The sequence below is a fragment of the Geodermatophilus sp. SMS 5-13 genome (assembly GCF_059428245.1).
Genome location: NZ_CP165729.1, coordinates 5438691 through 5465614, shown reverse-complemented (window position 1 = coordinate 5465614; position 26924 = coordinate 5438691). Strand labels below are relative to the sequence as shown.

The following is a 26924-nucleotide window of genomic DNA, read 5'->3' as shown; positions in this document are numbered from 1 at the left end:
TCCTCAGCGCGGTCGCAGGAAGTCGGCCAGGCCGGTGAGCAGCCGGTCCACGTCGTCCTCGTCGGTGTACGGCGCCAGGCCCGCTCGCAGGCCGCCGGCCTCGCCGAGCCCCAGCCACCGGCTGGCCTCGATCGCGTAGAAGTTGCCGGCCGGCGCGTTCACCCCGCGCTCGGCGAGGAACCGGTAGGCGTCGGCGGCGTCGCGCCCGTCGAACGTGAGCAGCACCGTCGGCGTGCGCCGGGCGGCCCGCGACCACACGGTGACGCCGGGCAGCTCGGCGATCCCGGCCTGCAGCCGCGCGAGCAGGGCGTCCTCGTGCTCCTCGAGGGCGGTGTACGACGCGACCAGCCGGGCCCGGCGGCCCTCCGCGGCGGCCGGCGCGAGCCCGGCGAGGAAGTCGACGGCCGCGGTGGTGCCGGCCAGCAGCTCGTAGGGCAGCGTGCCGAGCTCGAACCGCTCGGGGACGGCGTCGGTCGACGGCAGCAGCTTGGCCGGCCGGAGCTGCTCCAGCAGGGCCGGCCGTGCGGCGAGCGCGCCGCAGTGCGGGCCGAGGAACTTGTACGGCGAGCAGGTGTAGAAGTCGGCGCCGAGCGCGACGACGTCCACCGGCACGTGCGCGGTGAGGTGCACGCCGTCGACCGCGAGCAGCGCGCCGGCCCCGTGCACCCGCGCGGCGATCGCCTCGACCGGCGGCCGGGTGCCGATCAGGTTGGACGCGCCGGTCACCGCCACCAGCCGGGTCCGCTCGGTCAGCACGGTGCCGACGTCGTCCAGCTCGCCGGTCGCCGGGTCGAACGGCAGCCAGCGGACGGTGGCGCCGGCCGCCTCGGCGGCGAGCACCCACGGCCGGACGTTGGCGTCGTGGTCCAGGCGGGTCACCACCACCTCGTCGCCCGGGCCCCAGCCGGCGGCCAGGGTCCGGGCGAGGTCCATGGTCAGCGCCGTCGCGCTGCGGCCGAACACGATCCCGCCGGGGTCGGCGTCGAGCAGGTCGGCGAGCGCCGCCCGCGCGGCCAGGACGACGTCGTCGGCGTTGCGCTCGGCGGCGGTGATCCGGCCGCGGTTGGCGATCGGGGAGGTGAGCGTCTCCGCCACCGCCCGGGCGACCGGCTCGGGGACCTGGGTGCCGCCAGGGCCGTCGAAGTGGGCGGTGCCCGCGCGCAGCGCCGGGAAGGCCGCGCGCACCGCGGCGACGTCGTAGCCGGTCATAGGCATCGGAAGCTATACCTGCGTTTTCGGCCCCGGAACGCAGGTATCGCTTCCCATGCCTGGCCGGCCGCCGGGCAGAGTGGCCCCCGTGCGCGCGCTGTGCTTCGAGTCCTTCGGCGGTCCGCTCGCCGTCCGCGAGGTGCCCGCCCCCGACCCGGCCCCGGACGGCGTCGTCGTGCAGGTGGCCGCCAGCGGGATCTGCCGCAGCGACTGGCACGCCTGGCAGGGCCACGATCCGGACGTCGTCCTGCCGCACGTGCCGGGGCACGAGCTGGCCGGCACCGTGGCCGCCGTCGGCGCGGGAGTGCGGCGCTGGCGCGTCGGCGACCGGGTGACCGTCCCGTTCGTGAACGCCTGCGGCCGCTGCGTGCAGTGCGCGGCCGGGGAGCACCAGGTGTGCGCGCGGCAGACCCAGCCCGGCTTCACGCACTGGGGCTCGATGGCCGAGTTCGTCGCCCTGGACGCCGCCGACGTCAACCTCGTCGCGCTGCCCGAGGAGCTGCCGATGAGCACCGCGGCCACCCTCGGCTGCCGGTACGCCACCGCGTTCCGCGCCGTGGTGCACGTGGGCGGGGTGCGGGCGGGGGAGTGGGTCGCCGTCCACGGCTGCGGCGGGGTGGGGCTCTCGGCGGTGCAGATCGCGGCCGCGGCGGGCGCCCGCGTCGTGGCCGTCGACGTCGCCCCGGACGCGCTGGCGCTGGCCCGGTCGATGGGCGCGGCGGCGACGGTGGACGGCGACGCCGACGTCCCGGCCGCCGTCGCCGAGCTGACCGGCGGCGGCGCCCACGTCTCGCTGGACACCCTCGGCGCGGCGGTCACCTGCACGAACTCGGTGCGCAGCCTGCGCCCGCGCGGCCGGCACGTGCAGGTGGGCCTGCTGCCGCCGGCGCAGGGCCGCCCCGAGGTGCCGATGGAGCGGGTGATCGCCCTCGAGCTGGCGCTGCTCGGCAGCCACGGCATGGCCGCGCACGCCTATCCGGAGCTGCTCGGCCTGATCGCCGCGGGCCGGCTGCACCCCGAGGCGCTGGTCACCCGCGAGCTCGGGCTGGACGACGCCGGCGCCGCGCTGGCCGCGCTCGGCTCGGCCCCCGGCATCGCCGTCGTGACGGCCTTCAGCTGACCGGGGCGGTGGCGCTGGTCGGCGGGATGCTCACCGTCTCCGGCGTCGTCCCGGTGGACGACGGCGCCTCCGACGACGAGGACTCCGGCGTCGTCGGGGCCGGGGTCGTCTCCTCCGGCGTGGTGGTCTCCCCGGTCGTGGTCGCCGGCGCCTCGGTCGTCGGCGGGTCCGTCGTCGGCGCCTCGGTGGCCGGCGGTGCCTGCCTCGGCGCCGGGGCCGTCGTCGTGGCGGCGGGGGTGCCGGCAGTGGCCGGCTGAGCCGGGTCCGGCGGCCGGACGAACAGCCACAGCGCGAACAGCCCGACGAAGAGCACCGCGAGGACGACGGTCGACGTGCGCGCGGGACCCACGTGCGAGGGCACGTTGCCGAACCGCCAGCGTGCGCGGGGCGGCGTCGTGCTCACCGACGGCGTCGCGGGCACCGACTCCTGCGGCTGCTCCTCACGAGGCGTGGTCATCGGACCTCCTCGCCGGCGCCCGTCGGTCCGCTGCCCCGTGGTGCACTGTCTCCGGGTGACCTCGCGAGCTCGGTCACCGCCACGCCTCCGTCGCTGCCTCGCCGTCCTCTGACTGCGGCGGCAGGCTCAGCCCCTGGCGGCGGAAGTGCAGCACGATCCGGGCGCGCAGGTCGCGGCCGACCTCGAACTGCTTGCCGGGCAGGGTGCGGGCCACGACCCGCACGTTGACCTGGTCGATGTCCAGGCTCTCCACGCCCATGACGCTGGGCGGGTCGAGCAGCAGCTTCGACAGCGCCGGATCGCGGTAGGCCTCCTCGCCCACCTCGCGCAGGATCGCCTGGACGCGGTTGACGTCCGCGCTGGTGGGGACCGGCACGTCGATGACCGCCCGGGCCCAGTCGCGGGAGAGGTTCACGACCTTGGCGATCGCGCCGTTCGGCACCGTGACGACCTCGCCGTTCGGGGAGCGCACCCGGGTGATCCGCAGCGTGACGTCCTCGACCGTGCCGGTGGCCGCCTCGGCGGCGCCGGTGACGGCGATGGCGACGACGTCGCCGAACCCGTACTGGCGCTCGGTGATGATGAAGAACCCGGCCAGGATGTCGCCGACGACGCGCTGGGCGCCGAAGCCCAGGCCCACGCCCAGGACGGTCGCCGGCGCCACCAGGCCGGTGATCGGGACGCCCAGCGTCTGCAGCACGAAGAAGACCGCGATCGAGTAGATGAGCACGACCGCGACCCAGGTGAGCACCTGGGTCAGCGAGTGCCGGTGCTTGGCCGCCTCGGAGCGCACCAGCGCGTCGCCGCCGGTGGCGCGGGCGTCGATGCGCTCGGTGATCCGGCCGCCCACCCACTGGGCGAAGCGGGCCAGCAGGATCGAGCCGAGGACGATGAGGACGACCTCGAGCCCGCGGCCGGCCAGCCAGTCGCGCAGGTCGATCAACGGCTCGATCGTCCACACCTCCCTCGGCGCCCACCCTTCCGAACGGCCCCGGGTGCCGCCACCGGGGTTCCCCCGACCGGGGGTTCAGCGCGGCTCGACGAACAGCGACTGCGTCGAGCGGCCGATCCGGCCGCGGGTGTCGTAGAGGTCGGCGAAGCACTGCGCCGCGCCGAGCCCGCCGAGGACGGTCCGCGCGTCCATGCCGAGCCAGTCCCCGGCCGGCGGGCGGTGCAGCGCGATCGAGAGGTCGACGTTGGCGAAGTTCGTCGTCCGCCAGTCCAGCTCGGTGGAGATGCCGCTGGCCGCGTCGGCCATCACCAGCAGGTGCTGCAGCGGGGTGATCGGCTCGCCCTCGACCAGGTCGCACATCGGCCGCGTCCACGCCGCCGCCGGGCCGGGCGCGTTGAAGGTGCCCGAGGCGAACCGCCAGTCCAGCGCGCGGTGGTAGGCGACCTCCTGGGTGAAGAAGCCCGCCGTCTCCGGCTTGCTGTCCTCGGGACCGGCGATGGCCAGCGGTGCGGCGGAGACCCCGCCGGGGGCGTCGGCCCGGACCCGCATCCGCCAGGCCGACAGCCGCATGAGCGGGCGCTCGTCGCCGGCGTCCAGCGTGGCCTCGACCAGTTCGATCCGCCGTCCCGGCCGCACGACCGACGCCCGCACCCGCATCGGCCCGACCGGCACCGGCCCGAGGATGTCGTAGGCCATCCGGACGGTCTGCCCGCCCTCGATGCCGCCGCACCGCTCGGCCTCGCGCAGCAGCAGCGCGGCCGGCGGTCCGGCGTGCTGGTGGCGGGGGTCCCAGGGGCCGATGGTCAGCTCGGTGGCGAGGAATCCGTCGTCCGTCGGCACGTAGAGGGCGGCGGGCAGGTCCATGCCCGCAGTCTGCCGGGGGCCGCTCAGCCGCCTGCCCGGTGGTTCTCCCACACCGCGAACGCCGTCCAGCCCGCCGCGGCCACGGCGGCGAGGATCCACAGCCAGCGCAGCGACTCCCCGGCGTTGGACAGCGCCAGGAGGACGGCGACGACGAGGACGGAACCGGCCAGCGGCGGCATGCGCAGCAGGGCGGAGAAGGTGTCGGGCCCGGGGATCGCGATGAACACGACCGTCGCCGCGACGAACAGCAGCGCGCAGAGGGCGGCGACGAACCCGGAGGTCACGCCCAGCTCGTCGGGCAGGGTGAGCGCGCCGACCCCGGTGAGCACCGCGCCGGCCCCCAACCCGAGCAGCAGCCGGATGCGCCGCCGCGACCAGCGTCGGCGGGCCGGCTCGCCACCCGGGCCGGGGGGCCAGGCCACGGATCAGCCGTTCTGCTCGTACGCGGCGCGCAGGAGGGCGCGCACCTCGTCGTCCACGTCGTCCACCGTCGTGAGCGCGAGCTTGTGGGTGGCCTGCCCGGGTGCCTTGGCCGGCTGCAGCCGGTCGCCGGCCGGCGGGGCGACGAAGCGCAGCCCGAGGTCCAGCCGGGACGACGTCGCCGGGGCCGCGGCCGCGAACTGCCGCCGGCGCACGAACGGCGTGTACGTGCCGCGGCCCTCGATGACCACGTCGTCCCCGAGGCCCTCGGCGGCCGCGCGGACGGCGTCGAACACCGGCCGGAGCGCGGCCTTCGCGCCGGTGTACTGGGAGTCGACGTACTCCTCGACGGTGGGCCGCTGCCAGCCGGCCGCCCGCGCCGCGGCGTCGGCGATCGTCCACTGGCTGTTCTGCTTCACCCCGTGGACGTCCTTGAGCCACCGGCGGACGGCGTTCTGGTCGAGCGGGTCCACGCCCGACCCGCGGACCAGCTCGACCCACTCCTCGAGGCTGCGGCCGGTGCGCGCGGCCATCGACTCGGTGACCGAGGTCATCATGTCGTCAGGACCCGCCATGCCCCGACGCTAGCCGCCGGGGACCCGCCGCCCGCCGCGAGGGTTGACGAGCCGCAGGGTTGAGACCCTAAGATTCAGACGGGGCCGTGTCGGATCCTTGTGGCCGGGTGGGCACCCTCCGTATCGTCGTGCGCGGACGAGTCTCGGGGGAGCACGCCATGGTCCTGTCGCACGAGTGGGACACATCCCGTCGGCTGGTGCGCGCGCCCGGTAACCGCCGCCCCTGGTGGGTCTCGCACCCCGTCCCGGTCCCGCCGCCGCTCGAGCTCGAGGCCGAGTCGGCCGCCGCGCGCATCGTGATCCAGGTGTCCGGCGAGATCGACGCCCTGACCGCGCCGCACCTCGAGGCCTTCGTCGCCGGCCGCTCGCTGGCCGGGTGCACGGTGCTCGAGCTCGACCTCGCCGGCGTCCCCTCGATCACCTCGGCCGGCCTGTCCGCGCTCCTCGGTCTCCGCCGGTGGTGCCAGCAGCGCGGCATCGACCTGCGGCTGCGCGCCGCCCAGCCCTCGGTGTGGCGGGTCTTCGAGCTCACCGGGCTGCACCGGGTGTTCCGCGAGGGCGACACCCCGGCCGAGCCGGGGCCCACCCAGGAACTCGCCCTGTTCTGACCCTGTAGGCGGCGTCTGGCTATTCGGGGACTACGTTGGCACGGTGACCCGCGTCCCGCGCCCGGCCGTCGGATACGCGCTCACCGTCCTCGCCGCAGTGTTCTTCTCCGTCAACGGCACCGTCTCGACGCTCGCCCTGGACGCCGGCATCGCGGCGCCGCGGCTGACCGCGCTGCGCTGCACCGGCGCCGCCCTCGGCCTGCTGGCCGCCCTGGCCGTCGCCGCCCCTGCCCGGCTTCGGCTGGCCTGGCGTGACGTGCCCTTCCTCGCCGTCTTCGGCGTCGTCGGCGTCGCGCTGACCCAGTACCTCTACTACGTGGCGATCGGCCGCCTGCCGGTCGGCATCGCCCTGGTCTTCGAGATGACCGGGCCGGTGCTGATCGCGCTCTACGTCTGGCTGGTGCGGAAGGAGAAGGTCCGCCGCCGGCTGTGGGCGGCGCTGCTGCTCTCGCTGTCGGGACTGGTCTTCGTGGCGCAGGTCTGGCAGGGCGGCGGCTCGCTGGACCCGCTGGGGGTCGGTGCCGCGCTGGCCGCCGCGGTCTGCCTGGCCGCGTACTACCTGCTGGGCGAGCGGGGCACGGTCACCCGCGACCCGGTCGCGCTGACCTGCTGGAGCTTCGTGGCCGCCGCGGTGTTCTGGGCGGTCGCAGCGCCCTGGTGGGAGTTCGACGCGGCCGTGCTGGGCGAACCGGTGCCCGTGTCGCTCGGCGGGCTGGAGCTGCCGCTGTGGGTGCTGGTCGGCTGGATCGTCGTCCTCGGGGCGATCGTGCCGTTCTGGCTGTCGATCGCCGCGCTCCGGCACCTCTCGCCGACCGCGGCCGGGCTGGTGGCCACCGTGGAGCCGGTGTTCGCGTCGGTCGTCGCCTGGCTGTGGCTGGGGCAGGTGCTCACCGGCTGGGAGGTGCTCGGCGGCGTCGTCGTCCTCGTCGGGATCGTGCTCGCCCAGACGGCGCGGACGGCGACGCCGTCCCCGCTGCCCGAGACTCCGGCGCCCCTGAGCTCCTAGCGGCCCGGCTACCCTCCCCGCATCGGACCGGGCGGCCGGTCCGCGGTGGAGGGGGAGCTCGTGCAGGGCCGGACCGGGGTCGTGCTCGACGACGTGTCCCGGGCGATCATCGAGCAGCTGCAGGAGGACGGGCGCCGTCCGTACGCCCGCATCGCCACCGCGGTGGGGCTGTCCGAGGCCGCCGTCCGCCAGCGGGTCCAGCGGCTCCTCGACGCCGGGATCGTGCAGATCGTCGGCGTCACCGACCCCATGCAGGTGGGCTTCTCCCGGCAGGCGATGGTCGGCGTCCGCACCCGCGGGGACACCCGCAAGGTCGCCGACGCGCTGGCCGGCTTCGACGAGGCGGACTACGTCGTCGTCACGGCCGGCTCGCTCGACGTCCTGGTCGAGGTGGTCTGCGAGGACGACGACGCGCTGCTGGACACGATCAGCCGGATCCGCGACGTCGAGGGCGTGGAGTCCACCGAGACGTTCGTCTACCTGGGCCTGCGCAAGCAGACCCACGCGTGGGGCACCCGTCGCCCCGAGCCGCCGGTCCCGGCCGACCCGGCCGTGTGAGCGGGCTCGTCGCCCGTGCTCGGGGCCTCGCCGACGAGGTGCTGTGGCCGGCCGGCGGCGAGGTCGAGCGCGCCGGACGGGTGCCGCGGCGACTGCTCGACGCCCTGGCCGCGGCGGGCCTCTACGGCCTGACCGGGCCCGCGGACGCCGGCGGGCAGGACGCCGACCCGCCCACGGTCGCCCGCGTGGTCGAGGAGATCGCGGCGGGCGACCTGTCCACCGCCTTCGTGTGGCTGCAGCACCTCGGGGTGGTGTCGACCGTGGCGCGGTCCGACACCCCGCTGGGCGCCGCCCACCTGGCCGACCTCTGCGCCGGGCGCACCAGGGCCGGCGTGGCGCTGCAGGCGGCCACCCGCCCCGGGCCCGCGGCGGTGACCGTGCGCCCGGACGGCGACGGCTTCGTGGTGGACGGCGACGTCCCCTGGGTCACCGGCTGGGGACTCGTGGACATCGTCCTGCTGGCCGCGCGGGACGCCGACGACGTCGTCCACCTGTTCTGGACCGAGGCGGCGCCCGGGGAAGGACTGACCGCCGTGCCGCAGGAGCTGGTCGCGGTGACGGCGAGCAGCACCGTGCAGCTGCGCGTGCGCGGGCTGCGCCTTGCCGCCGACCGGCTCGTGACGACGGTGCCGCTCGCGGACTGGCGGGCCGGCGACGCGGCGGGACTGCGGCCCAACGGCTCGCTGGCGCTGGGCGTGGTGGCGCGGTGCGCCCGGCTGGCGACCGATCCCCTCGCGGACGCCTTGACCGCCGCCCTCGACGCCGTCCGTGCCCGGCTGGACGCGGCGAACCCCGGCGAGCTGCCGGCGGCCCGGGCGGCGGCCTCGGCACTGGCGGTCCGGGCGACCACCGCGCTCGTCGTCGCCACCGGGAGCAGGGCCGTCGCGGCCGGGGCCCCGGCCGCGCGGCTGGCCCGGGAGGCGCTCTTCCTGCAGGTCTTCGGGACCCGCCCGGCGATCCGCGCCGCCCTGCTGTCCGAGCTCCTCGGCCCCGCATAGGCATCGCTCCCTTTGCCCCAAAGGCGGCCGCGACTGTGGGCGCTGAGGGAGCGCACCCCCCGCGATCGGCGACGTCCGCGGGCGTGGCGCTGGCGGTGGGGCTGGTCAGCCCCGGCACGCTCGAGCCCGACGCCGCCCCGACCGGCCGCCATCGCGCGCCTGCCACGCCCGCGGCGTCGTCGTCCTCACGGCCGGGAGGGTGGGGCAACGGGCTGCGCTTCCTGCCGCCCCTGGTGACCGGCCAGGACCTGCTCGCCGAGGCGCTCGCCGTCCTCGACGAGGTGTTCGCGGCGGAGACCACGGTCCCCCGGCCGCGCTCTGCCCACCATGCTGGGCAGAGCACGAGCACGCCGGAAAGGTCGAGGAGGGGCCGTGGTCGAGCTGCGGACGCCGGGGGAGATCGACGCGATGCGTGCGGCCGGCGAGGTGGTCGCCCGGATGCTGGCCGCGACCCGCGCAGCGGCAGTCCCCGGTGTGCGGCTGCGCGATCTCGACGAGATCGCCCGCGACGTCCTCGCCGACGCGCACGCGGGCGCGCCGTTCCTGCACTACCAGCCGCATCGAGGGATGCCGCCCTACCCGAGCGTCATCTGCACGTCGGTGAACGACGTCGCGCTGCACGGCATCCCGACCGGCCGGCGGCTCGCCGACGGCGACCTGCTCAGCATCGACGCCGGCGGGAGCGTCGACGGCTGGGTCGGCGTCTCCGCGGCCATCGGCGCGGTCGGCCGGGCCGCCGGGTGCGGCATGAACACCGACCACGGCGGCCACGGCGTCGGCCGCCGGATGCACGAGGAACCGTCCGTCCCCAACGAGGGCCGCGCCGGGCGCGGACTCCCGCTCAAGGCCGGTCTGGTCATCGCGATCGAGCCGTGGTTCATGGCCGGCGGCGACGACTGCTACCGGATCGCCGACGACCGCTGGAGCATCCGCACCGCCGACGGCAGCCGCACGGCGCACGTCGAGCACACCGTCGCGATCACCGGCGACGGTCCGCGGATCCTCACCGCGCTCAGCCCCGCGGCGACGTCACCCTCTCCGGCGCGATCCTGACCAGCAGCCGCACCTGGTCGGCCCCACCGAACCAGGGGTACGGCCGGCCGAGGTAGCGCTGGGACAACTCGTCGATGTGCTCGCGGGCGCCGTCCTCGGTCACGCCGACCACACGCCCGCGCACCTCGAAGTAGCGGCTCGGGTCGTCGGGGTCGGCGACGTTGAGCGCCACCCGCGGATCGCGCTGGATGTTGCGCACCTTCTGGTGCCCGTCGACCGTGTTGATCAGCACGTGGCGGCCGTCGGTGTCCACCCAGGTCTGCGTCATCTGGGGCGAGCCGTCGGGCATCAGCGTCGACAGGAAGCAGGGGCTGGGACGGCGGAGGAGGTCGAGGAGACCGTCGGGGAGCGACACATTCGGCCCCTACCCCTCAACCGCCCTCCCGCATACCCCGCGGGATCCCCTCCGCTCACGACAGGACGGACTCGATCGCGGTGCGGACCTCCGGGGCGTCGGGCTGCGTCCGCGGCCGGAAGCGGGCGACCACGTCGCCGCCCGGCGCGACGAGGAACTTCTCGAAGTTCCACTGGACGTCGCCGGCCTCGCCCTGCGCGTCGGCCGCGGCGGTCAGCCGCTGGTAGACCGGGTGCGCGCCGTCGCCGTTGACCTCGATCTTCTCGGTCAGCGGGAAGGTGACGCCGTAGGTCGCCGAGCAGAACTCGGCGATCTCCTCGGCCGTGCCCGGCTCCTGGCCCATGAACTGGTTGCACGGGAAGCCGACGACGGTCAGCCCGCGCGAGGCGTACTCCTCGTGCAGCGCCTCGAGCTGCGTGTACTGCGGCGTCAGGCCGCACCTGCTCGCCACGTTGACCACCAGCGCGGCCCCGCCGCCGGTCAGCGCGCGCAGCGTGGTGTCCTCGCCCCGGAGGGTCCGCACCGGCAGGTCCAGAAGGTCGCTCATGCCCGGCCCAAGGCGGCGGGGCAGGCGTTCATTCCAGGCTGCTCACGTCGTCGGGGACGTCGACGGCGTGCTGGCGCAGCGCCTCGAGCGGCACGACCTCGAGCGCCTGGGCGTTGGTCGCGGCCAGGATGACGCCGGCGGCCACCCCCGCCTGGTAGGCCTGCAGCCAGCGGGCCGCGACCACGCACCAGCGGTCGCCGGGCCGCAGCCCCGGGAAGGCGAACTCCGGCCGCGGCGTGGTCAGGTCGTTGCCCAGTTCCCGCTGCAGCGCGAGGAACTCCGCCGAGACCACCGTGCAGACGGTGTGGCTGCCGAAGTCCTCCGGCCCGCTCGCGCACAGCCCGTCGCGGTAGAAGCCGGTCAGCGGCTCGGTGCCGCAGGGCTGCAGCGGCCCGCCGAGGACGTTCGTCTGCTCCGGCTGGTCGGCGGACACGGGCGCTCCAGGAGGTCGGCGCGGGCACGGCGCCGTGGTCGAGGGGCTCACAGGATGGCATCGTGCGGTCGTGAGCGACACCCCCGAGGTGCTCTGGGCGCCGACCCCCGACTCCGCCCGCGCGACGCGCGTCGCCGCCTTCGCCCGCTGGGTGGGCGAGCGCCGCGGCCTGGACTTCGGCGACCCGCCGGACTACGACGCGCTGTGGCGCTGGTCGGTCGAGCACCTCGACGAGTTCTGGGCCGACGTCGCCGAGTGGACCGGCGTGCTGCCCGGCGTCCCCGACGACCGCGTGCTCACCCGCCGCGAGATGCCCGGCGCCGAGTGGTTCCCGGGGACGACGCTGAACTACGCCGAGCGGGCGCTGCAGTGGGGCGACGAGCACCCGGCGCTGATCGTCGTCGCCGAGGACACCGACCCGGTCGAGGTGTCGTGGTCGCAGCTGCGCGGGCAGGTCGGCGCGTTCGCCGCCACCCTGCGCCGGCTCGGCGTCCGGGCCGGCGACCGCGTGGCCGGGTACCTGCCGAACGTGCCGGAGGCGGTGGTCGCCTTCCTGGGCGCGGCCTCGATCGGCGCGGTGTGGTCCTCCTGCGCGCCGGACTTCGGCACCCGCGCCGTCCTCGACCGGTTCGCCCAGATCGAGCCGGTGGTGCTGGTCGCCGTCGACGGCTATCGGTGGGGCGGCCGGGACTACGACCGTCGGGACGTCGTCGCGCAGCTGCGGGCGTCCCTGCCCACCGTGCGGACGACGATCGCCGTCCCCCGGCTGCACCCGGACGAGGTGCCCGACGACGCGCTGAGCTGGGCCGACGCGGTCGCCGAGCCTGCCGAGCCGGAGTTCGAGCCGGTGCCGTTCGACCACCCGCTGTGGATCGTCTACTCCTCGGGCACCACCGGCCTGCCCAAGGGGATCCTGCACGGGCACGGCGGCGTCGTCCTCGAGCAGGTGAAGTCCGGCGTCCTGCACATGGACCTCGCGCCCGGTGACCGGCTGTTCTGGTACAGCTCGACCGCTTGGATCATGTGGAACATCTCGACGTCGGCGCTGCTGTCCGGCGTCACCGTCGTCGTCTACGACGGCGCCCCGGCCTACCCGTCCACCGATGCGCAGTTCGCGCTCGCCGAGCGCACCGGCATGACCTACCTCGGCACGAGCGCGGGCTATCTGTCCGCCTGCGAGAAGGCCGGGATCCGCCCGGGGGAGACCTACGACCTCGCGGCGCTGCGGGCGATCGGGTCGACCGGCTCGCCGCTGCCGGCGGCCGCGTTCCGCTGGGTCTACGACGCGGTGAAGCCCGACGTCCTGCTCGGCTCGCTGTCCGGCGGCACCGACGTCGCGAGCGGCTTCATCGGCACCTGCCCGCTGCTGCCGGTCACCGTCGGCGAGCTGCAGCGGCCCAACCTCGGCGTCGCGGCCGCGTCCTGGGACGAGGACGGCCGGCCGGTCGTCGGCGAGCTCGGCGAGCTGGTGATCACCGAGCCGATGCCGTCGATGCCGCTGTCCTTCTGGAACGACCCCGGCGACAGCCGCTACACGGAGGCCTACTTCGAGCCGTGGCCCGGCGTCTGGCGGCACGGCGACTGGCTGGAGATCACCGACCGCGGCACGTGCCTGATCACCGGCCGGTCGGACTCCACGCTCAACCGCGGCGGCGTGCGCATGGGGACGGCGGACATCTACGCCGCGGTCGAGTCGATCCCCGCCGTCGCCGACTGCGTGGTCCTCGGCGTCGAGTTGCCCGACGGCGGCTACTGGATGCCGCTGTTCGTGCAGCTCGCGCCGGGGGAGGAGCTGACCGACGCGCTGGTCGGCGAGATCAAGGCGGCGATCCGGACGACGGCCAGCCCGCGGCACGTGCCCGACGAGGTGATCGCCGTCCCCGGGGTGCCGCACACCCGCACCGGCAAGCGGCTGGAGGTGCCGCTCAAGCGCCTGTTCCAGGGCGTGGACCCGGCGAAGGCCGTCAACCCCGGCGCCGTGGACGACGCCTCGCTGGTCGACGCCTTCGTGCAGATGGCGCGGCAGCGCGGGTCGACCTCGCGCTGATCATCGGCATCCGGCTGCCCGCATCGGCGTGTCGGGCAGCCACCTGCCGATGGTCAGACCGCGCTCGGCACCTCGGTGACGGCGGTGTAGACCGGGATCCCCCGCGCCCCGGCCAGCGCGACCATCTCGTCGGAGCCGGCCGACGTCCCGGGCAGCCGGAGGACGGCGTCGACGCGAGCGACCAGCCGGCGGCCCATCGGGTGGAAGACCTCGTCGAACGCGGCGTCCCCGACCTGCGTTGACCCGGCGAGCGCGGCCAGCGGCAGGGCCAGGTCCTCGCCGTTGACCGGCAAGTGCCCGGCGCGGAACAGCTCCAGGCAGGCGGCCTGGATGGCGCGGTGGTTGGCCGCGATCTTCTCCGGTTCGTCGCCGGTGCCGCTCCGGTAGGGCCCGGCGACCAGGATCATCAGGCTCATGCGCAGGTGACCTCCACGTCCGCGTTCTCGAGGGCGGCGAGGGTCTCCTGCGCCGCGGGGGTGAGGCGCGGGTCGCGGGCGCTGGCGTCGGTGACCAGGCGCTCGACCGCACCGAGCTCGGCCACCCGGGCGAAGGCCCGCACGCCGAGCTTCGAGGCGTCGGCGACGACGAACGAGCGCGCCGCCTGCCGCAGCCCCGCCTGCTTCACGGCGGCGTCCTCGAGCGTGAACTCCGACCACCCGGCGGCGGTGATCCCGCCGATCGACATCACGAAGACGTCGAAGGCGAGCGACGCCAGCACCGCGGCCGTGACCGGCCCGGCCAGGCTGCGCTCGCCCGGCCGCACCTCGCCGCCGACCACCAGGAGCCGGATCCCCGGCTGGTCGGCCAGCACCTCGGCGACCGGCAGGCTCAGCGCGGCCACGGTCAGCGGCGCCCGGTCGAGCAGGGCGCGGGCGACGTGCACCGTCGTCGTCCCGGCGTCGAGGAGGACGGTCGAGCCCGGCTCGACCAGCTCCGCGGCCGCCCGGCCGATCCGGTCCTTGAGCCCCGCCTGCCAGCCGGCGCGGGCGGCGAACCCGTGCTCCGGCTTCTCGATCGCGCTCGCCCCGCCGCGGATGCGCCGCACCAGGCCGCGACGCTGCAGCTCGTCGAGGTCCCGGCGGACGGTCATCTCGCTCACGCCCAGCCGCCCGGCCAGGTCCCCCAGCGTCGTCGTCCCGGCGTTGCGGACGAGGCGCAGCGTGACGTCGAGTCGCTGCGCCACGGCCACAGCAGCGATTCTCACAGACTGTTGATAGATCTGTGAAGAACTTGTCATCCCATGGCGTCGATCACGATTCCGGGTGAGCGGGCTGCGCTCGGGGAACCCGCGGAGGCGATCACGTCTTCAGCGAGGAGGACGAGGCCATGACCTCGAGGGACAAGCGGACCTCCGCGGACGAGACCTGGGCGCCGCAGCCCCCGGTGCTGCTGCCGCCGTGGCACACGCCCGAGCGGGAGAAGCTGCAGGAGCAGGCGCGGCGCTTCGCGATGGACGAGGTGCTGCCGATCGCGAACGAGCTGGACCCGCAGAAGGGCGAGATCCCGGCGTCCCTGCTGGCCCGGCTGGCCGAGCTCGGCTGGTTCGGCATCACCGTGCCGGCCGAGCACGGCGGCCTCGGCCTCGGCGTCTTCGAGTACTGCATGGTCAGCGAAGAGCTCGCCCGCGCCTGGATGTCGACGGCCAGCATCCTGGCCCGGTCGCAGGGCCTGGGGACGGCGGTGGCCGACGACGCGCGCCGTGCCGAACTGCTGGGCCGCAGCGCCCGGGGCGAGTGGATCGGGGCGATCGCGCTGTCCGAGCCCGACGCCGGCTCCGACCTCGCCGGTGTCTCCACCCGCGCCGTCCTCGACGGGGACGAGTGGGTGGTCACCGGGCGCAAGCGCTGGTGCGGCAACGCCCGGGCGGCCGACTTCATCCAGGTGCTCGTGCGCGAGCGCGATCCCGAGCCGGGGGAGTCGCGCTCGAAGGGCCTGGTCAACCTGCTGCTGGAGAAGGAGCGCGGCGAGTTTCCCGCGGGGCTGACCGGCTACCCGATCGACAAGGTCGGCTACCACGGCTTCCTCACCTGGGACCTGACCTTCGACGGCGTGCGCATCCCGAAGGCCAACGTCATCGACGAGGCGGCGGCCAGCGACGAGGAGGGGGAGGCGGCGAAGCGGGCGGGCTTCGCCGAGGCGCAGAAGTTCCTCAACACCGCCCGCGTGCACACCGCCGCGCGCGCCGTCGGCCTGGCCCGCGCCGCGCTGGAGGACTCGATCCGCTACCTGCAGGAGCGCGAGCAGTTCGGCCACCCGATCGGCGACTTCCAGGCGCTGCGCTTCGCCGTCGCCGAGATGGCCGCGCAGATCGAGCAGTCCCGCACCTTCTACCGGCAGGTCGCCCATCTGCTCGACCTCGGGATGCCGTGCGAGAAGGAGGCCTCGATGGTCAAGCTCGAGGCGACCGAGATGGCGGTGCGGGTGACCAACCAGGCGATGCAACTGCACGGTGGCAACGGCTACACCACCGAGCGGCAGGTCGAGCGGCACTGGCGGGACGCCCGGCTGACCACCATCTTCGAGGGCACCAGCGAGATCCAGAAGCGGATCATCAGCGACCGCCTGCTCCCGCGCAGCCCGCTGGCGTGATCCGGAGGAGATCCGTGGGCGTCACGCCCACGGATCTCCTCCGTTAGCGTCGGCGGGGTGCGGTGGGGGCTGATCGGCGCCAGCGACATCGCCGCGGGATCGATCATCCCCGGCATCCGTGCCCGGGCCGGCAGCCGCGTCGTCGCCGTCCACAGCCGGTCGGCGGAGCGCGGCGCCGCCTACGCCAGGGCGCACGGGATCGACCGCGCGTACGACACCCTGCCCGCGCTGCTGGCCGATCCCGAGGTCGACGCCGTCTACGTCAGCACGACCAACGACCGGCACGCCGAGGAGGCGATCGCCGCCGCGGCGGCCGGCCGGCACGTCCTGTGCGAGAAGCCGCTGGCCCTGAGCCTGGACGACGCCCGCGCCATGGTCGACGCCGCCGCCCGCGCCGGGGTGGTGCTCGCGACCAACCACGGCCGGCGCAACGACCCCGCGCTGCACGCCGCCCGGGACGTCGTCCAGGCCGGCGTCCTCGGCACCCCGCTGGCCGCCCGGACCGCCACCGCCGTCCTGCTGCCGGAGCAGCTGCGCCGCTGGCGGCTGCGCGGGGAGGCCGGCGGCGGCGTGGCCCTCGACCTGCTGGTGCACGACGCGGACACGCTGCGGTTCGTCCTCGCCGACGACCTCGTCGCCGTCCAGGCCACCGGCGCGCCGGCCGACGGAGAGACGGAGACCCGCCTCGCCGGGGTGCTGACGACGGCGGCCGGCCTGCTGGCCACGTTCCTCTGCTCCTTCGACACCCCGCACGGCGACAGCACGCTGGAGGTGTTCGGATCGGAGGCCGCGCTGCGCGCCTGGCGGCAGCCCGGCCGGCCCTCGGGCCTGGTCCTGCGGACCCCGGCCGGGGAGGAGCCGGTGGCGCTCCCGGAGGCCCCGCCGGTCGGGGTCGCCACGATCGCCGCCTTCGAGGCGGCGGTCCGCGGCGTGGGCCGTCCCACCGCCACCGGGGAGGACGGCGTGGCCTCGCTCGCCGTGGCCCTGGCGGCGCTGGAGTCCGCGCGGTCGGGCGCGCGGGTGCCGGTGGCTCCCGGCTAGGGCCGGCCCACCGGCTGCGCCCGGACGGCGAGCGCGCGGTCGACCGCCTCCGCCGACAGCACCTCCTCGAGGGCCGAGCGCGCCGCCCCCACCACGCCCGCGCGGTCGCCGAGACTGCTGGCGACCACCCGCAGCCCCCGCGCCGCCTGGGGCTGGGTGCGCTGGTAGAGCCGCTCCCGGACGGCGCCGACGAAGTGGTCCTGCACCAGCCCCAGGTCGCCGCCGAGGGCCAGGATGCGAGGGTTGAGCAGGCTGACCGCCGTCGCCAGGACGTCGCCGATCATCAGGCCGGCCTCGCGCACGAGCCGGGTGGCCTCGGCGTGGCCGGTCCGCGCCAGCTGCACCACCGACCGGCTGTCGGGGGCGTCCACGCCCAGCTCGCGCAGCCGGCGAGCCAGCGCCCGCCCGCTGGCCGACGCCGCCAGGCAGCCGCGCGCCCCGCAGACGCACAGCGGGCCGTCCTCGGCGCTGGTGATCCGGACGTGCCCGATGTCGCCCTCGCCGCTGTCCGCGCCGCGCAGCACGACGCCGTCGACCACCATGCCGGCGCCGATGCCGGTCGCGACCTTCACGAACAGCAGCGGCGAGGCGGTCGGCCACTCGGTGTGGAACTCGCCGAAGGCCATGGCGTTGGCGTCGTTGTCCACCAGGCAGGTGACGCCGTACTGCCGCTCGAGGTGGTCGCGGATCGGGTAGTCCTGCCAACCCGGCATCACGGCGGTGTGCTGCACCACCCGCCCGCTGGCCACGTCGACCGGGCCCGGCACGCCCACGCCCACGCCGAGGATCCGGCTCGGGTCCACCCCGGCCTCGGCGAGCATCTCGCCCCAGCGCTGCTCCATCCACTTCAGGACCGGATCGGGCCCGTCGGCCAGCCGCAGGTCGTCGTGGAAGGTCTCGGCCAGCGGCTGCCCTGCGAGGTCGCAGACGGCCAGGGTCGCGTGCGCGGCGCCGAGGTCGGCGGCGAGCACCACGCCGCCGGAGCCGTCGAGGCTGAGCAGCTGCGCCGGGCGGCCGCGGACCGAGGCCTCCCGGCCGGACTCGCGCAGGTACCCGGCGTCGACCAGCAGGTCGATGCGGGCCGCGACGGTGGACCGTGACAGGCCGGTGAGCTCGATGAGATCCCCGCGGGTGCGGGCCCGCCCGCGGCGGATCAGATCGAGCAGCTGCCCGGCGCGCTCGCCCAGTTCGTCACCCCTTCTCCGCCCCGGCGGTCAGGCCGCCGGTGAGCAGACGCTCACTGGCGAAGAATAGGACCACGATGGGCAGGGTCAGGATCACCGAGCCGGCCATGAGCACGGTGGTCGGGATCTCGATGCTGCCCGCCAGCTGGGACAGCCCCAGCGAGACCGTCCACCGCGGCCGGTTCTCGACCAGGAACAGCAGCGCGAACAGGAACTCGTTCCACGCGATCATGAAGACGAACAGCGCGTTGGACAGGATCGCCGGCATCGCCAGCGGGATGGTGATCTTCCGCATGATGGTGAACCGGCTGGCGCCGTCGACCGCGGCCGCCTCCTCGATGCTGGCCGGCACGGTCTGGAAGTAGTTCCGCAGCGTGTAGATCGCCACCGCCACCGTCTGCGACACGTACACCAGCACCAGCGCGCCCAGATTGCCGCGCAGCCCGATGCGGGTGAAGAAGACGAACAGCGGGACGGCGAGCAGGATCGCGGGGAAGAGGTAGACCGCGAGGAACAGCACGCTGACCTTGCGCCGCCCGGGGAACTGCAGCCGCGCGATCGCGTACGCGCCGAGGATCGCGAAGGCCAGCGTGACCGCGACCGTGCCGAGCGCGATCAGCCCGCTGTTGGCCATGAACTGCAGGAACCCCTGCCCGCCGTTCTCGGTGGAGGCCAGCACCTCGCGATAGGTGCTGAGCGTGAGCTCCGAGAGCGCCGGCCACAGCTTGTCGGGGTTCTGCACGAGCGCGCTCAGGTCCCGGAAGGAGAGCAGCACCATGTAGTAGAAGGGGAAGAGCGTGAACAGCATCAGCCCCACGATCACGACCCACCGCAGGACGCCGAACACGCGCGTCTCGACCCGGTAGCGCGACCAGGTCCGCCCCTGCGGCGGGCGCGCCGGCCGGTCGGGGGAGGCGGTGGCCGAGTCGGTCGGGACCGTCGCGACGCCGGCCATCAGGCCACCTCGTCCTTGGCCGCGAACCGGTAGTAGACGGTGACCAGCACCATCAGGATCAGGGCGAGGACCAGCGCCTGCGCCGACGCCGCCCCGATGTCCCCGCGGCTGACCAGGTAGTCGAACACCCGCACGCTGATCACCTCGGTGCCGGCGCCGCCGCCGGTCAGCAGGTAGATGTCGTCGAAGTTGTTGAACGTCCAGATGAAGCGCAGCAGCGCCAGCACCGCGATCGTCGGCAGCAGCTGGGGCCAGACGACGTGGCGGAACACCTGCGTCGGCGTCGCGCCGTCGACCCGGGCGGCCTCCTCCAGCGAGACCGGCGCGGCCTGCAGGCGGGCGGTCAGGAAGAGGAAGGCGAACGGGAACGAGCGCCACATCTCGAAGACGATGACCGTGAGCAGCGCCCACGGCCGCTCGGACAGGAACGCGATCGGCTCGTCCCAGCCGAGCAGGCCCGTGCCGATCTCGTTCACGATGCCGAACTGCGGGTTGAGCATGACGCCCCACACGAACGTGGCCGCCACGACCGGCGCCACGTAGGGCAGCAGCATCGACGCCCGGACGAACGTGCGTCCCTTGAACGGACCGCGCAGCGCCAGCGCCGCGACCAGGCCCAGCCCGATCGCCGCCGCCGTCCCCCCGCACGCGTAGATCAGGGTGGTCGTCAGCGCGCTCCAGAAGCCGGGGGAGGAGAACACGTCGACGAAGTTGTCGAGCGTGAAGTCCCCGAACAGCCCCGCGCTGCGCAGCCGGATGAGCCGCAGGTCCTGGAAGGCGAGCAGCACCGTCCACAGGATCGGCAGCACCACGAGCACCAGCACGAGGACGACGGTCGGCGAGATCAACGCCAGCCCGAACCGGGACTCCCGCCACTGGTGGCCGCCACGGACCCGGACTCCCCGCGGGCGGCGGCCGCCCGGTTGCCCCATGGGGACGAGCGGGCCGCCGGCCAGCCCGCTGTCGCTAGCGGTCATCTGTCCTCTCAGTCCAGCGAGTCGGCGATCTCCTGCAGGGCGTCGGCCGCCTGCTGGGCCGCCTCCTCCGGGGTGACCTCGCCCCCGGTCATCGCCGCGATCGCCTGCGGCACCGGGAGCTCACCGAGGGCAGCCCCGACGAGGGCGCCCTGCCCCTGGGGGATACCCCACGGGGAGATGGTGTCCGGGCTGGACTTCAGGGCGTCGAGGACGTCGGCCGAGTAGAAGTCGGACAGCGGGGCCTTGGTGTCCACGCCGGCCGGGAGAGTGGACCAGGCGTCGATGTAGCGGGTCGGCTCGTCGGCGGTGCCCTTCCGGGTCGGCACCTTGCCCTCGGGCGAGAAGCCGATCCAGGCCTCGTACCCGTCGGACATCATGTACGTGATGAACTGCTGGGCGGCGTCGGCCTGGGCGTCGGCGGTGACGGCCCAGGAGACGACCTCGCCGAACTGCGCGCCCTCGTCGCCGTCCGGGCCGGCGATCGCCGTCACCACGCCGCTGTTCTTGGCGAGGAACGCCGGATCCGCGCCGCATTCCGGGCAGGTCGGCAGGGCGTCGTTCCGCAGGCCGGCCATCTCGTCGAGGATGAACGACGACCAGACCACCATGGCCGCCTGCCCCGCGAAGTAGGCGGCGCGGGTGGTGTCGACGTCCTGGGCGCCCGACACCGAGTACTGGCTGATCAGCTGGTTGTAGAAGTCGAACGCGGCCACGCACTGGTCGCTGGCGATCGTGATCTCGCCGTCGGCGTTCACCATCTGGCAGCCGTTGCCGAGGGCGATGTGCTCGAAGGTCTGCTCGGTGAAGGCGTCGTTCGGCACGGTGGCCCCGGTGAAGCCGGCCACCTCCGGGCTGTCCAGCGCCTTCGCCGCGGCCAGGATGGCGTCGTAGGTGTCGGGTGCGGCCAGTCCCGCGGCGTCGAAGAGGTCCTTGCGGTAGATCAGCAGCTGCGCCCACCCGTCGCTGGGCACGGCCAGCTGCGTGTCGCCGTCGCGGGTGAGCTCCAGCGCCCGCTCGGAGAAGGTGTCGGCGCCCAGCTCGTCGACCACCGCGGCGGCGGTGTCGGAGTCGATCAGCTCGTTGGCCGCCAGCGCCTGCACGCCCGACAGCGGCAGGGCGCCCACGACGTCGGGCAGCTCGCCGGCGGCGGCCGACGAGGTGAGCAGCTGGTTGAACTGGTTCTCGTCGATCGCGACCAGATCGACGTCGATGCCCGTCTCCTTGGTGAACTCCGCGGCGATCTGCTCCTGGGCGGCGACCCGGTCGGGGAGGTTCTCCAGCGTCCAGACGACGAGCGCGTCGCCGTCCCCGCCGCCGCCCCCGCCGGAGTCGTCCGATCCGCAGGCCGCGATCAGTGCCGACGCACCGATCACCGCCACCGCTGCCCGGACCCGTCGCTGCATCGCGCTCATCAGGCATCTCCTCGGAGTCAGCCGCTCCTGTGCCGCGTTCCGGAACAGTAGCGGGCCGCCGCGGGTGATGCCGGTCACAGTTGGATTATGACGGCCCGTTGGTCATTTATGCCTGTCAACTCGGCGTAAAGTGGTCGGCGAACCGGCCGATATGACTCCCATGCGGCGGAACCGACGAGAAGGAAGCTCGATCGTGAGCACTCCGGTCGCAGCAGCCGTGCTGCCGACCCCGACCCCGATCCACAGCACGACAGGAGTGCTCCTGCGTCCGGCGCCCGCAGCGCCGCCTCCTCTGGCGGTGAGCTTCACGGGGCCGCGCAGCGTGGCCCTGGTGGCCGAGGAGGTACCCGTCCTCGAGCCCGGGACCGTGCGGGTGCGCACGCTCTACTCGGGCATCTCGTCCGGTACGGAGATGACCGCCTACCGCGGCTCCAACGTCTACCTGACCAAGCAGTGGGACCCGGCGCAGCGGCTGTTCACCGCCGGTGGCAGCAGCTTCGACTACCCGGTCACCGGCTGGGGCTACAGCGAGGTCGGTGAGGTGGTCGAGGTCGCCGACGCCGAGGCCGCCGCGTCGGGGCTGCGGGTCGGGGACGTCGTCTACGGCATCTGGGGCCACCGCAGCGAGGCCGTCCTGCCCGCGCAGTCGCTCGCCGGCCGGCAGATCCCGCCGGGAACCGAGCCGATCGTCGGGGTGTTCGCCCGGGGGGGCGCCATCGCGCTCAACGCCGTCCTCGCCGCCGACCTGCACCTCGGCGAGACGGTCGTCATCTTCGGCCAAGGCGTGATCGGGCTGCTCGCCACCCGCATGGCCGCGCTGTCCGGCGCGCGGGTGATCGCCGTCGACACCCTCGCTCCCCGCCGGGAGCTGGCCCTGCGGTCCGGAGCGACGCTGGCCCTGGACGCGGCCGACGACACGGTCACGGTCGCCGAGGCCGTGCGGCGGGTCGCGCCCGATGGCGCCGACGTCACGATCGAGCTCAGCGGCTCCTACCGGGCGCTGCACGAGGCGGTGCGGTCCACCGCGCCCGGCGGCCGGGTCGTCGCGTCCGGCTTCTACCAGGGTGAGGGCGCGGGGCTGCACCTCGGCGAGGAGTTCCACCACAACCGCATCCAGATCGTCGCCTCCCAGATCGGGGGCGTGCCGACGGCGTTGGCCGGCCGGTGGACGCCCGAGCGGCTGCACCGCGTGTTCATGGGCCTGGTCCTCGAGGGCAAGGTCGACGTGACGCGGCTGATCTCCCACGTGGTGCCGTGCGACGACGTCGTCCAGGCCTACCGCCTCCTCGACGAGGACCCGGCCGCGACTCTGGAGATGGTGCTGGACTTCCGGTCGGTCCAGCGCCTCGACGATGCCGAGGAGCGTGCGTCGTGAGGCTGGCCGTCCAGGAACAGGTGCTCCCCGGGAGCACGATGCAGGCCAAGTGGGAGACCGCGCTGGGCTGGGGCTTCGACGGGATCGAGCTGCGCGGGCAGGCCGGCCACGCCCTCCGCGCGCGGCTGCCCGAGCTGCGCGCCGCCCAGCGGGACGGCGTCGTCCTGCCCACCGTCTGCGTGGAGATGGACCACTTCATCGGCGACTTCGACGCCGACCGGCGGGCCGACGCGCTGGCGAACATGGCCGGCCAGCTCGAGGTGATCGGGGCGCTCGGCGGGGTCGGCGCGATGACGCCGGCGTCGTGGGGGATGTTCTCCCGGCGGCTGCCGCCGTTCACCCCGCCCCGGTCCCCGGAGGAGGACCGCGAGGTGCTGCTCGACGCGCTGCACCGGCTGGGCGAGGTCGCCGAGCGGGCCGGCACCCTGCTGCTGCTCGAGCCGCTGAACCGCTACGAGGACCACATGGTCAACACGCTGGCGCAGGCGGCGGAGCTGGCCGAGGCCACGGGCCTGCAGAGCGTGGCCGTCGGTGCCGACACCTATCACATGAACATCGAGGAGGCCGACCCGCTGGCGGCGCTGCGCGGCATCGCCGACCGGCTCGGTCACGTGCAGCTCTCCGACAGCAACCGCCTGGAGCCCGGGGCGGGGCACCTGGACTGGGCGGCGCTGCTCCGGTGCCTGGACGCGATCGGCTACGACGGCTGGCTGGCCTTCGAGTGCCGCCTCTCCGGTGACGCCGCCCGCGTGCTGCCCCGCGCCACGTCGATGCTCCGGGCGCTGCCCGTGCGGAGGGCCGCGGCATGAGCACCACCGACGTCTCGCTCGACTGGGCAGGCTTCGCCCCGGAGGGGCTCGAGACCGGCCTGTCCGGCGCCGAGCTGGCGGCCCGTGCCGCCTACGCGCTGCGCGCCAACAGCGCCGGGTCGATGACCCGCGCCGCCCCACACCTCTACCCGCACCAGTGGAGCTGGGACGCCGCGTTCGTCTCGGTCGGCATCGCGCACCTGGACCCGCGCCGGGCGTGCGAGGAGCTGGACCACCTGTTCAGCGGGCAGTGGCGCACCGGCATGCTGCCGCACATCGTCTTCGACCCCGACGAGCCCGACTACTTCCCCGGCCCGGACCGCTGGGGCTGCGCCGAGGCCAGCGACGACGCCCCCGACGCGCCCCGCACCAGCGGCATCTGCCAGCCGCCGGTGCACGCGCTCGCGGTGGAGCGCATCGTCGCCATCGCCGAGAGCCACGGCCCCGCGGCGGCGGCCGCGGTGCGCGAGTGGCTGCCCGGGGCCTACTGCCGGCTGCTGGCCTGGCACCGCTACCTCGCCGGCGCGCGCGATCCGGAGGGCGCCGGCCTGCTCACCGTGTACCACGGCTGGGAGGGCGGGATGGACAACTCCCCGCGGTGGGACGGGCCGTACTCGCGCGTCGTCGTCCCGGCGGACCTGCCGCCCTACCAGCGGCGGGACACGCGGATCGTCACCGACACCCGCCAGCGGCCGACCCAGCTGGAGTACGACCGCTACCTGACCAGCGTCGAGGAGCTGAAGAAGGCCGGCTACGACGACGTCCGCATCCGCGCGACCGCCAGCTACCTGACCACCGACGTCTTCATGTCGGCGATCTTCGCAGCGGCGAGCGCGGCCCTGGCCCGGATCGCCCGGGCGCTGGGTGCGGACGAGGTCGCCGAGCTCGAGGAGCACGCGGCACGCTTCCGGGCCGGCGTGGCCGGGGCGGTCGATGCCGACCTCGGGCTGGCGCTGGACACCGACCTGCGCACCGGGGAGCCGTTGCGGGTGGAGACGGTGGCCGGGTTCGCGCCGCTGCTCTGCGGCGGCCTCGACGAGCCGGCGGAGCGGGCGATGGTGGCGCTGCTGCGCTCCGAGCGCTGGACCGCGCACCCCGCCCTGCGGCACGCCGTCCTGCCGACGACGAGCCCGGCGTCCCCGGACTTCCGGGCGCGGGCGTACTGGCGGGGCCCCAGCTGGCCGGTGATCAACTGGCTGTTCGTCTGGATGCTGGAGCAGCGCGGCCGGGCCGACCTGGCCGCGCCGCTGCGCCGGGCGTCGCTGGACCAGCTCGCCGAGGGCTCGCTCGCCGAGTACTACGAGCCGCTCACCGGCGAGCCGCTGGGCAGCGCCCACCAGTCCTGGACCGCCGCGGCCGCCCTCGACCTGCTGCTCACCTGACGCGGCGTGGATCCGTGGGCGTCACGCCCACGGATCCACCCCGCTCAGCGGGCGTGGTGCACCGCCTCGACGTTGTTGCCGTCGGGGTCGCGGAAGAAGACGCCGTAGTAGCCCGGGTGGTACTCGGGCCAGATCCGCGGCTCGTGCAGGATCTCCGCGCCGGCGTCCCTGGCCAGGCCGAACACCTCGTCGACCGCCTCGCGGGACGGCGCCCGCAGCGCCAGGTGCACCGGCCGCGTGCCGGTGTCCACCAGCCCGCCCAGCCACAGGTGCGGGTACCCGTCCGGACCGCAGAGGCCGACGACCACGCCGTCCCTGCTGCCGTGGCGCATCGCCTCCCGGACACCGAGCGGGGCGAACACGCGGACGTAGAAGGCGGCCGCCGCGTCGACGTCGGCGACCTGCAGCGCGAAGTGGTCGATCACGGGCGCCGACCGTAGCGGGCCGAGCGCTCCGGTGGACCCGCTGCTTGGATGGGCATCGCGCCGGGACCGCCCCGGGAGCAGGAGGGAGCACCGTGGCCGAGCTGACCCGACCGGACGTCGACCCGCCGACCGGCCCCGCCCCGGCCGACCTCGTGATCGAGGACCTGGTCGTCGGCGACGGCCCGGAGGCCACCCCGGGGAGCCTGGTGAGCGCCCACTACGTCGGCGTCACCCACGACGGCGGCGAGCAGTTCGACGCCTCCTGGGACCGCGGGGACCCGCTGGAGTTCCGGCTCGGCGTCGGCATGGTCATCCAGGGCTGGGACGAGGGCATCACCGGCATGAAGGTGGGCGGCCGCCGCCGGCTGACCATCCCGCCGCACAAGGCCTACGGCGAGCGCGGCGCCGGCGGCGTCATCAAGCCGGGCGCGACCCTCGTCTTCGTCGTGGATCTCGTCGGCGTCCGGTAGCCGCGCGGTTCAGCCGGCGCCGGACGGGGCACCGACGGCGCCATGGGCCAGTCCCGGGTGACCGCAGAGGACTCCGCGTCGACCCCCGGGCCGCCGGTCCCCGGGACCGCCGGGGACGTCGGCGCGCCCGAGCACGACAGCGGCGGGGAGAGCACCGGCACCGTCGTCGTCGCCGGCCTGGCGAACCTCGGGATCGCGATCGCCAAGTTCATCGGCGGCCTGATCAGCCACTCCTCGGCGATGCTGTCGGAGTCGGCGCACTCGGTCGCGGACACGATCACCGAGGTCCTGCTGTTCATCGCGCTCAAGCGCGGCAACAGGCCGGCCGACGACCGGCACCCGTTCGGCTACGGCCGCGAGACGTACTTCTGGGCCTTCCTGGCCTCCCTGTGCACCTTCGTCCTCGGCGCCGGGTTCTCGGTGTGGCAGGGCGTCAGCACGATCATCCACGGCGAGGAGCAGGGCTCCCCGCTCGTCTCCTACATCGTCCTGGCGGTCTCGTTCGTGCTGGAGGGGGCGTCGTGGCTGAAGGCGGTCCGCCAGGTCCGCGGCGCGGCGCGCAAGTGGCAGGTCAGCCCCGGCCGGTACCTGTCCGCGACGACGGACACCACGGTCAAGGCGGTCACGTTCGAGGACACCGCCGCTCTCATCGGGCTCGTCGTGGCCGCGCTCGGTCTCTTCCTCGAGCACCTGACCGGCGAGCCGGTCTACGACGGCATAGCGGCGATCGTCATCGGTCTCCTGCTGCTGGCCGTGGCGATCTCCCTGGGCCGGGCCAACCTGTCCCTGCTCATCGGGCAGGCGGCGTCGCCGCGGATCGAGGAGGAGCTGCGGAGCGAGATCACCGCGCTCCCGCACGTGGACGACGTCCCCGTCCTCATCACCTCGGTCATCGGCCCCGGCCAGCTCGTCGTCGCCGCCAAGGTCGACTTCGCCGACGACGCCACCGCCGACGACATCGAGCGGACCGCCGACGAGGCCGAGCGCCGGCTGGTCGCCCGTCATGAAGGGGTCCGCTACGTCTTCCTCGACCCCACCACGGCGGACGGCGCCGCCCAGGCCGAGGCGCACCGCCCGGAGCCGGAATGACGACGGGTGGTTGA

At 74.7% G+C, this 26924-nt stretch carries 30 protein-coding genes and 1 pseudogene; 14 read left to right on the top strand and 17 right to left on the bottom strand.

Annotated features, from left to right (window positions below):
- Positions 1-3: 3 nt before the first annotated feature.
- Positions 4-1209 (bottom strand): cysteine desulfurase-like protein, encoded by a 1206-nt coding sequence (locus AB3388_RS26525; RefSeq protein ID WP_495408333.1) that lies wholly within the window; start codon positions 1207-1209, stop codon positions 4-6.
- 88 nt (positions 1210-1297) lie between these two features.
- Here AB3388_RS26525 and AB3388_RS26520 point away from each other — a divergent pair, with 88 nt between their 5' ends.
- Entirely contained in the window at positions 1298-2329 is a 1032-nt protein-coding gene (locus AB3388_RS26520) for a zinc-dependent alcohol dehydrogenase family protein (protein WP_495408332.1), read from the top strand.
- On the opposite strand, the gene AB3388_RS26515 is transcribed toward AB3388_RS26520, so the two are convergent.
- The 5 genes from AB3388_RS26515 to AB3388_RS26495 form a co-directional block, all read right to left on the bottom strand.
- On the bottom strand, positions 2322-2786 hold the full coding sequence (locus AB3388_RS26515) for an Rv3103c transmembrane domain-containing protein (protein WP_495408331.1): 465 nt from the start codon (positions 2784-2786) through the stop codon (positions 2322-2324). The genes AB3388_RS26520 and AB3388_RS26515 overlap by 8 nt on opposite strands.
- A 73-nt stretch (positions 2787-2859) precedes the next feature.
- Positions 2860-3747: a mechanosensitive ion channel family protein gene (locus tag AB3388_RS26510; protein ID WP_495408330.1), complete on the bottom strand. Its 888-nt coding sequence runs from the start codon at positions 3745-3747 to the stop codon at positions 2860-2862.
- A gap of 66 nt (positions 3748-3813) precedes the next feature.
- Positions 3814-4602 (bottom strand): thioesterase family protein, encoded by a 789-nt coding sequence (locus tag AB3388_RS26505; protein WP_495408329.1) that lies wholly within the window; start codon positions 4600-4602, stop codon positions 3814-3816.
- A gap of 23 nt (positions 4603-4625) precedes the next feature.
- The gene (locus AB3388_RS26500) at positions 4626-5024 is read right to left on the bottom strand and encodes a hypothetical protein (RefSeq protein WP_495408328.1); all 399 of its coding nucleotides are present in this window, start codon (positions 5022-5024) and stop codon (positions 4626-4628) included.
- Positions 5025-5027: 3 nt separating this feature from the next.
- Positions 5028-5597: a DUF5655 domain-containing protein gene (locus tag AB3388_RS26495; protein WP_495408327.1), complete on the bottom strand. Its 570-nt coding sequence runs from the start codon at positions 5595-5597 to the stop codon at positions 5028-5030.
- Between the two features lie 158 nt (positions 5598-5755).
- Here AB3388_RS26495 and AB3388_RS26490 point away from each other — a divergent pair, with 158 nt between their 5' ends.
- The 5 genes from AB3388_RS26490 (at position 5756) to AB3388_RS26470 (ending at position 9820) form a co-directional block, all read left to right on the top strand.
- Complete coding sequence (locus tag AB3388_RS26490) at positions 5756-6205, top strand: STAS domain-containing protein (RefSeq protein WP_495408326.1); 450 nt, start codon at positions 5756-5758, stop codon at positions 6203-6205.
- A gap of 43 nt (positions 6206-6248) precedes the next feature.
- On the top strand, positions 6249-7211 hold the full coding sequence (locus AB3388_RS26485; RefSeq protein WP_495408325.1) for an EamA family transporter: 963 nt from the start codon (positions 6249-6251) through the stop codon (positions 7209-7211).
- A 60-nt stretch (positions 7212-7271) separates the two neighbouring features.
- Positions 7272-7769, top strand: coding sequence for an Lrp/AsnC family transcriptional regulator (locus AB3388_RS26480; RefSeq protein ID WP_495408324.1), 498 nt, complete (start codon positions 7272-7274; stop codon positions 7767-7769).
- Entirely contained in the window at positions 7766-8767 is a 1002-nt protein-coding gene (locus AB3388_RS26475; RefSeq protein ID WP_495408323.1) for an acyl-CoA dehydrogenase family protein, read from the top strand. Before AB3388_RS26480 ends, AB3388_RS26475 begins: the two co-directional genes overlap by 4 nt.
- Positions 8768-9139: 372 nt before the next feature.
- Entirely contained in the window at positions 9140-9820 is a 681-nt protein-coding gene (locus AB3388_RS26470) for a type I methionyl aminopeptidase (protein ID WP_495408322.1), read from the top strand.
- Here the strand turns inward: AB3388_RS26470 and AB3388_RS26465 are convergent.
- The 3 genes from AB3388_RS26465 to AB3388_RS26455 are packed head-to-tail and all read right to left on the bottom strand — an operon-like array spanning position 9780 to position 11155.
- A complete protein-coding gene (locus AB3388_RS26465) occupies positions 9780-10175 on the bottom strand; it encodes a PPOX class F420-dependent oxidoreductase (RefSeq protein ID WP_495408321.1) in 396 nt (131 codons plus the stop codon). The genes AB3388_RS26470 and AB3388_RS26465 overlap by 41 nt on opposite strands.
- Before the next feature lie 55 nt (positions 10176-10230).
- A complete protein-coding gene (locus tag AB3388_RS26460; protein WP_495408320.1) occupies positions 10231-10722 on the bottom strand; it encodes a glutathione peroxidase in 492 nt (163 codons plus the stop codon).
- 28 nt (positions 10723-10750) lie between these two features.
- Entirely contained in the window at positions 10751-11155 is a 405-nt protein-coding gene (locus AB3388_RS26455) for a DUF2237 family protein (RefSeq protein WP_495408319.1), read from the bottom strand.
- A gap of 70 nt (positions 11156-11225) precedes the next feature.
- Here AB3388_RS26455 and AB3388_RS26450 point away from each other — a divergent pair, with 70 nt between their 5' ends.
- Positions 11226-13202, top strand: coding sequence for an acetoacetate--CoA ligase (locus AB3388_RS26450; protein ID WP_495408318.1), 1977 nt, complete (start codon positions 11226-11228; stop codon positions 13200-13202).
- Positions 13203-13255: 53 nt separating this feature from the next.
- On the opposite strand, the gene AB3388_RS26445 is transcribed toward AB3388_RS26450, so the two are convergent.
- Both AB3388_RS26445 and AB3388_RS26440 read right to left on the bottom strand, forming a co-directional pair.
- Positions 13256-13618 carry a DUF4406 domain-containing protein gene (locus tag AB3388_RS26445; RefSeq protein ID WP_495408317.1) on the bottom strand — a complete coding sequence of 121 codons (363 nt, stop codon included), beginning with the start codon at positions 13616-13618 and terminating at the stop codon, positions 13256-13258.
- The gene (locus tag AB3388_RS26440; protein ID WP_495408316.1) at positions 13615-14406 is read right to left on the bottom strand and encodes a DeoR/GlpR family DNA-binding transcription regulator; all 792 of its coding nucleotides are present in this window, start codon (positions 14404-14406) and stop codon (positions 13615-13617) included. The genes AB3388_RS26445 and AB3388_RS26440 overlap by 4 nt, the downstream gene beginning before the upstream one ends.
- 122 nt (positions 14407-14528) lie before the next feature.
- Here AB3388_RS26440 and AB3388_RS26435 point away from each other — a divergent pair, with 122 nt between their 5' ends.
- A complete protein-coding gene (locus tag AB3388_RS26435) occupies positions 14529-15791 on the top strand; it encodes an acyl-CoA dehydrogenase family protein (RefSeq protein ID WP_495408315.1) in 1263 nt (420 codons plus the stop codon).
- Between the two features lie 57 nt (positions 15792-15848).
- Positions 15849-16832, top strand: coding sequence for a Gfo/Idh/MocA family protein (locus AB3388_RS26430; protein WP_495408314.1), 984 nt, complete (start codon positions 15849-15851; stop codon positions 16830-16832).
- Here the strand turns inward: AB3388_RS26430 and AB3388_RS26425 are convergent.
- The 5 genes and pseudogenes from AB3388_RS26425 to AB3388_RS26405 form a co-directional block, all read right to left on the bottom strand.
- Complete coding sequence (locus AB3388_RS26425; RefSeq protein WP_495408313.1) at positions 16829-17806, bottom strand: ROK family protein; 978 nt, start codon at positions 17804-17806, stop codon at positions 16829-16831. The genes AB3388_RS26430 and AB3388_RS26425 overlap by 4 nt on opposite strands.
- Positions 17807-17884: 78 nt before the next feature.
- Positions 17885-18019: pseudogene (locus tag AB3388_RS26420) on the bottom strand (winged helix-turn-helix transcriptional regulator); the annotation flags it as partial.
- Positions 18020-18023: 4 nt separating this feature from the next.
- Positions 18024-18971, bottom strand: coding sequence for a carbohydrate ABC transporter permease (locus tag AB3388_RS26415; RefSeq protein WP_495408312.1), 948 nt, complete (start codon positions 18969-18971; stop codon positions 18024-18026).
- A complete protein-coding gene (locus tag AB3388_RS26410; protein ID WP_495408311.1) occupies positions 18971-19948 on the bottom strand; it encodes a carbohydrate ABC transporter permease in 978 nt (325 codons plus the stop codon). The genes AB3388_RS26415 and AB3388_RS26410 overlap by 1 nt, the downstream gene beginning before the upstream one ends.
- A gap of 8 nt (positions 19949-19956) precedes the next feature.
- Positions 19957-21360, bottom strand: a complete 1404-nt coding sequence (locus AB3388_RS26405) for an ABC transporter substrate-binding protein (RefSeq protein ID WP_495408310.1) — start codon at positions 21358-21360, stop codon at positions 19957-19959.
- 298 nt (positions 21361-21658) lie between these two features.
- Here AB3388_RS26405 and AB3388_RS26400 point away from each other — a divergent pair, with 298 nt between their 5' ends.
- Genes AB3388_RS26400 through ggh form a run of 3 tightly spaced genes read left to right on the top strand, consistent with a single transcriptional unit; the run spans position 21659 to position 24926 of the window.
- Positions 21659-22735: a zinc-dependent alcohol dehydrogenase gene (locus AB3388_RS26400; RefSeq protein ID WP_495408309.1), complete on the top strand. Its 1077-nt coding sequence runs from the start codon at positions 21659-21661 to the stop codon at positions 22733-22735.
- Positions 22732-23544, top strand: coding sequence for a TIM barrel protein (locus AB3388_RS26395; protein WP_495408308.1), 813 nt, complete (start codon positions 22732-22734; stop codon positions 23542-23544). The genes AB3388_RS26400 and AB3388_RS26395 overlap by 4 nt, the downstream gene beginning before the upstream one ends.
- Positions 23541-24926, top strand: a complete 1386-nt coding sequence (gene ggh / locus AB3388_RS26390) for a glucosylglycerate hydrolase (RefSeq protein WP_495408307.1) — start codon at positions 23541-23543, stop codon at positions 24924-24926. The genes AB3388_RS26395 and ggh overlap by 4 nt, the downstream gene beginning before the upstream one ends.
- Before the next feature lie 44 nt (positions 24927-24970).
- Here the strand turns inward: ggh and AB3388_RS26385 are convergent, their stop codons facing one another.
- Entirely contained in the window at positions 24971-25351 is a 381-nt protein-coding gene (locus tag AB3388_RS26385) for a VOC family protein (protein WP_495408306.1), read from the bottom strand.
- Between the two features lie 92 nt (positions 25352-25443).
- On the opposite strand from AB3388_RS26385, the gene AB3388_RS26380 reads away from it, so the two are divergent.
- Together AB3388_RS26380 and AB3388_RS26375 are read left to right on the top strand one after the other, a co-directional pair.
- Positions 25444-25821, top strand: coding sequence for an FKBP-type peptidyl-prolyl cis-trans isomerase (locus AB3388_RS26380; RefSeq protein ID WP_495408305.1), 378 nt, complete (start codon positions 25444-25446; stop codon positions 25819-25821).
- Positions 25822-25863: 42 nt separating this feature from the next.
- Positions 25864-26910: a cation diffusion facilitator family transporter gene (locus tag AB3388_RS26375; protein ID WP_495408304.1), complete on the top strand. Its 1047-nt coding sequence runs from the start codon at positions 25864-25866 to the stop codon at positions 26908-26910.
- Positions 26911-26924 lie beyond the last annotated feature (14 nt).

What these genes read in the sequence shown, in the direction of transcription:
- AB3388_RS26525 (WP_495408333.1), bottom strand. Translation starts at nt 1,209, where the DNA reads ATGACCGGCTACGACGTCGCCGCGGTGCGCGCGGCCTTCCCGGCGCTG.
- AB3388_RS26515 (WP_495408331.1), bottom strand. Translation starts at nt 2,786, where the DNA reads ATGACCACGCCTCGTGAGGAGCAGCCGCAGGAGTCGGTGCCCGCGACG.
- AB3388_RS26505 (WP_495408329.1), bottom strand. Translation starts at nt 4,602, where the DNA reads ATGGACCTGCCCGCCGCCCTCTACGTGCCGACGGACGACGGATTCCTC.
- AB3388_RS26495 (WP_495408327.1), bottom strand. Translation starts at nt 5,597, where the DNA reads ATGGCGGGTCCTGACGACATGATGACCTCGGTCACCGAGTCGATGGCC.
- AB3388_RS26490 (WP_495408326.1), top strand. Translation starts at nt 5,756, where the DNA reads ATGGTCCTGTCGCACGAGTGGGACACATCCCGTCGGCTGGTGCGCGCG.
- AB3388_RS26460 (WP_495408320.1), bottom strand. Translation starts at nt 10,722, where the DNA reads ATGAGCGACCTTCTGGACCTGCCGGTGCGGACCCTCCGGGGCGAGGAC.
- AB3388_RS26445 (WP_495408317.1), bottom strand. Translation starts at nt 13,618, where the DNA reads ATGAGCCTGATGATCCTGGTCGCCGGGCCCTACCGGAGCGGCACCGGC.
- AB3388_RS26435 (WP_495408315.1), top strand. Translation starts at nt 14,529, where the DNA reads ATGACCTCGAGGGACAAGCGGACCTCCGCGGACGAGACCTGGGCGCCG.
- AB3388_RS26415 (WP_495408312.1), bottom strand. Translation starts at nt 18,971, where the DNA reads ATGGCCGGCGTCGCGACGGTCCCGACCGACTCGGCCACCGCCTCCCCC.
- AB3388_RS26410 (WP_495408311.1), bottom strand. Translation starts at nt 19,948, where the DNA reads ATGACCGCTAGCGACAGCGGGCTGGCCGGCGGCCCGCTCGTCCCCATG.
- AB3388_RS26405 (WP_495408310.1), bottom strand. Translation starts at nt 21,360, where the DNA reads ATGAGCGCGATGCAGCGACGGGTCCGGGCAGCGGTGGCGGTGATCGGT.
- ggh (WP_495408307.1), top strand. Translation starts at nt 23,541, where the DNA reads ATGAGCACCACCGACGTCTCGCTCGACTGGGCAGGCTTCGCCCCGGAG.
- AB3388_RS26375 (WP_495408304.1), top strand. Translation starts at nt 25,864, where the DNA reads ATGGGCCAGTCCCGGGTGACCGCAGAGGACTCCGCGTCGACCCCCGGG.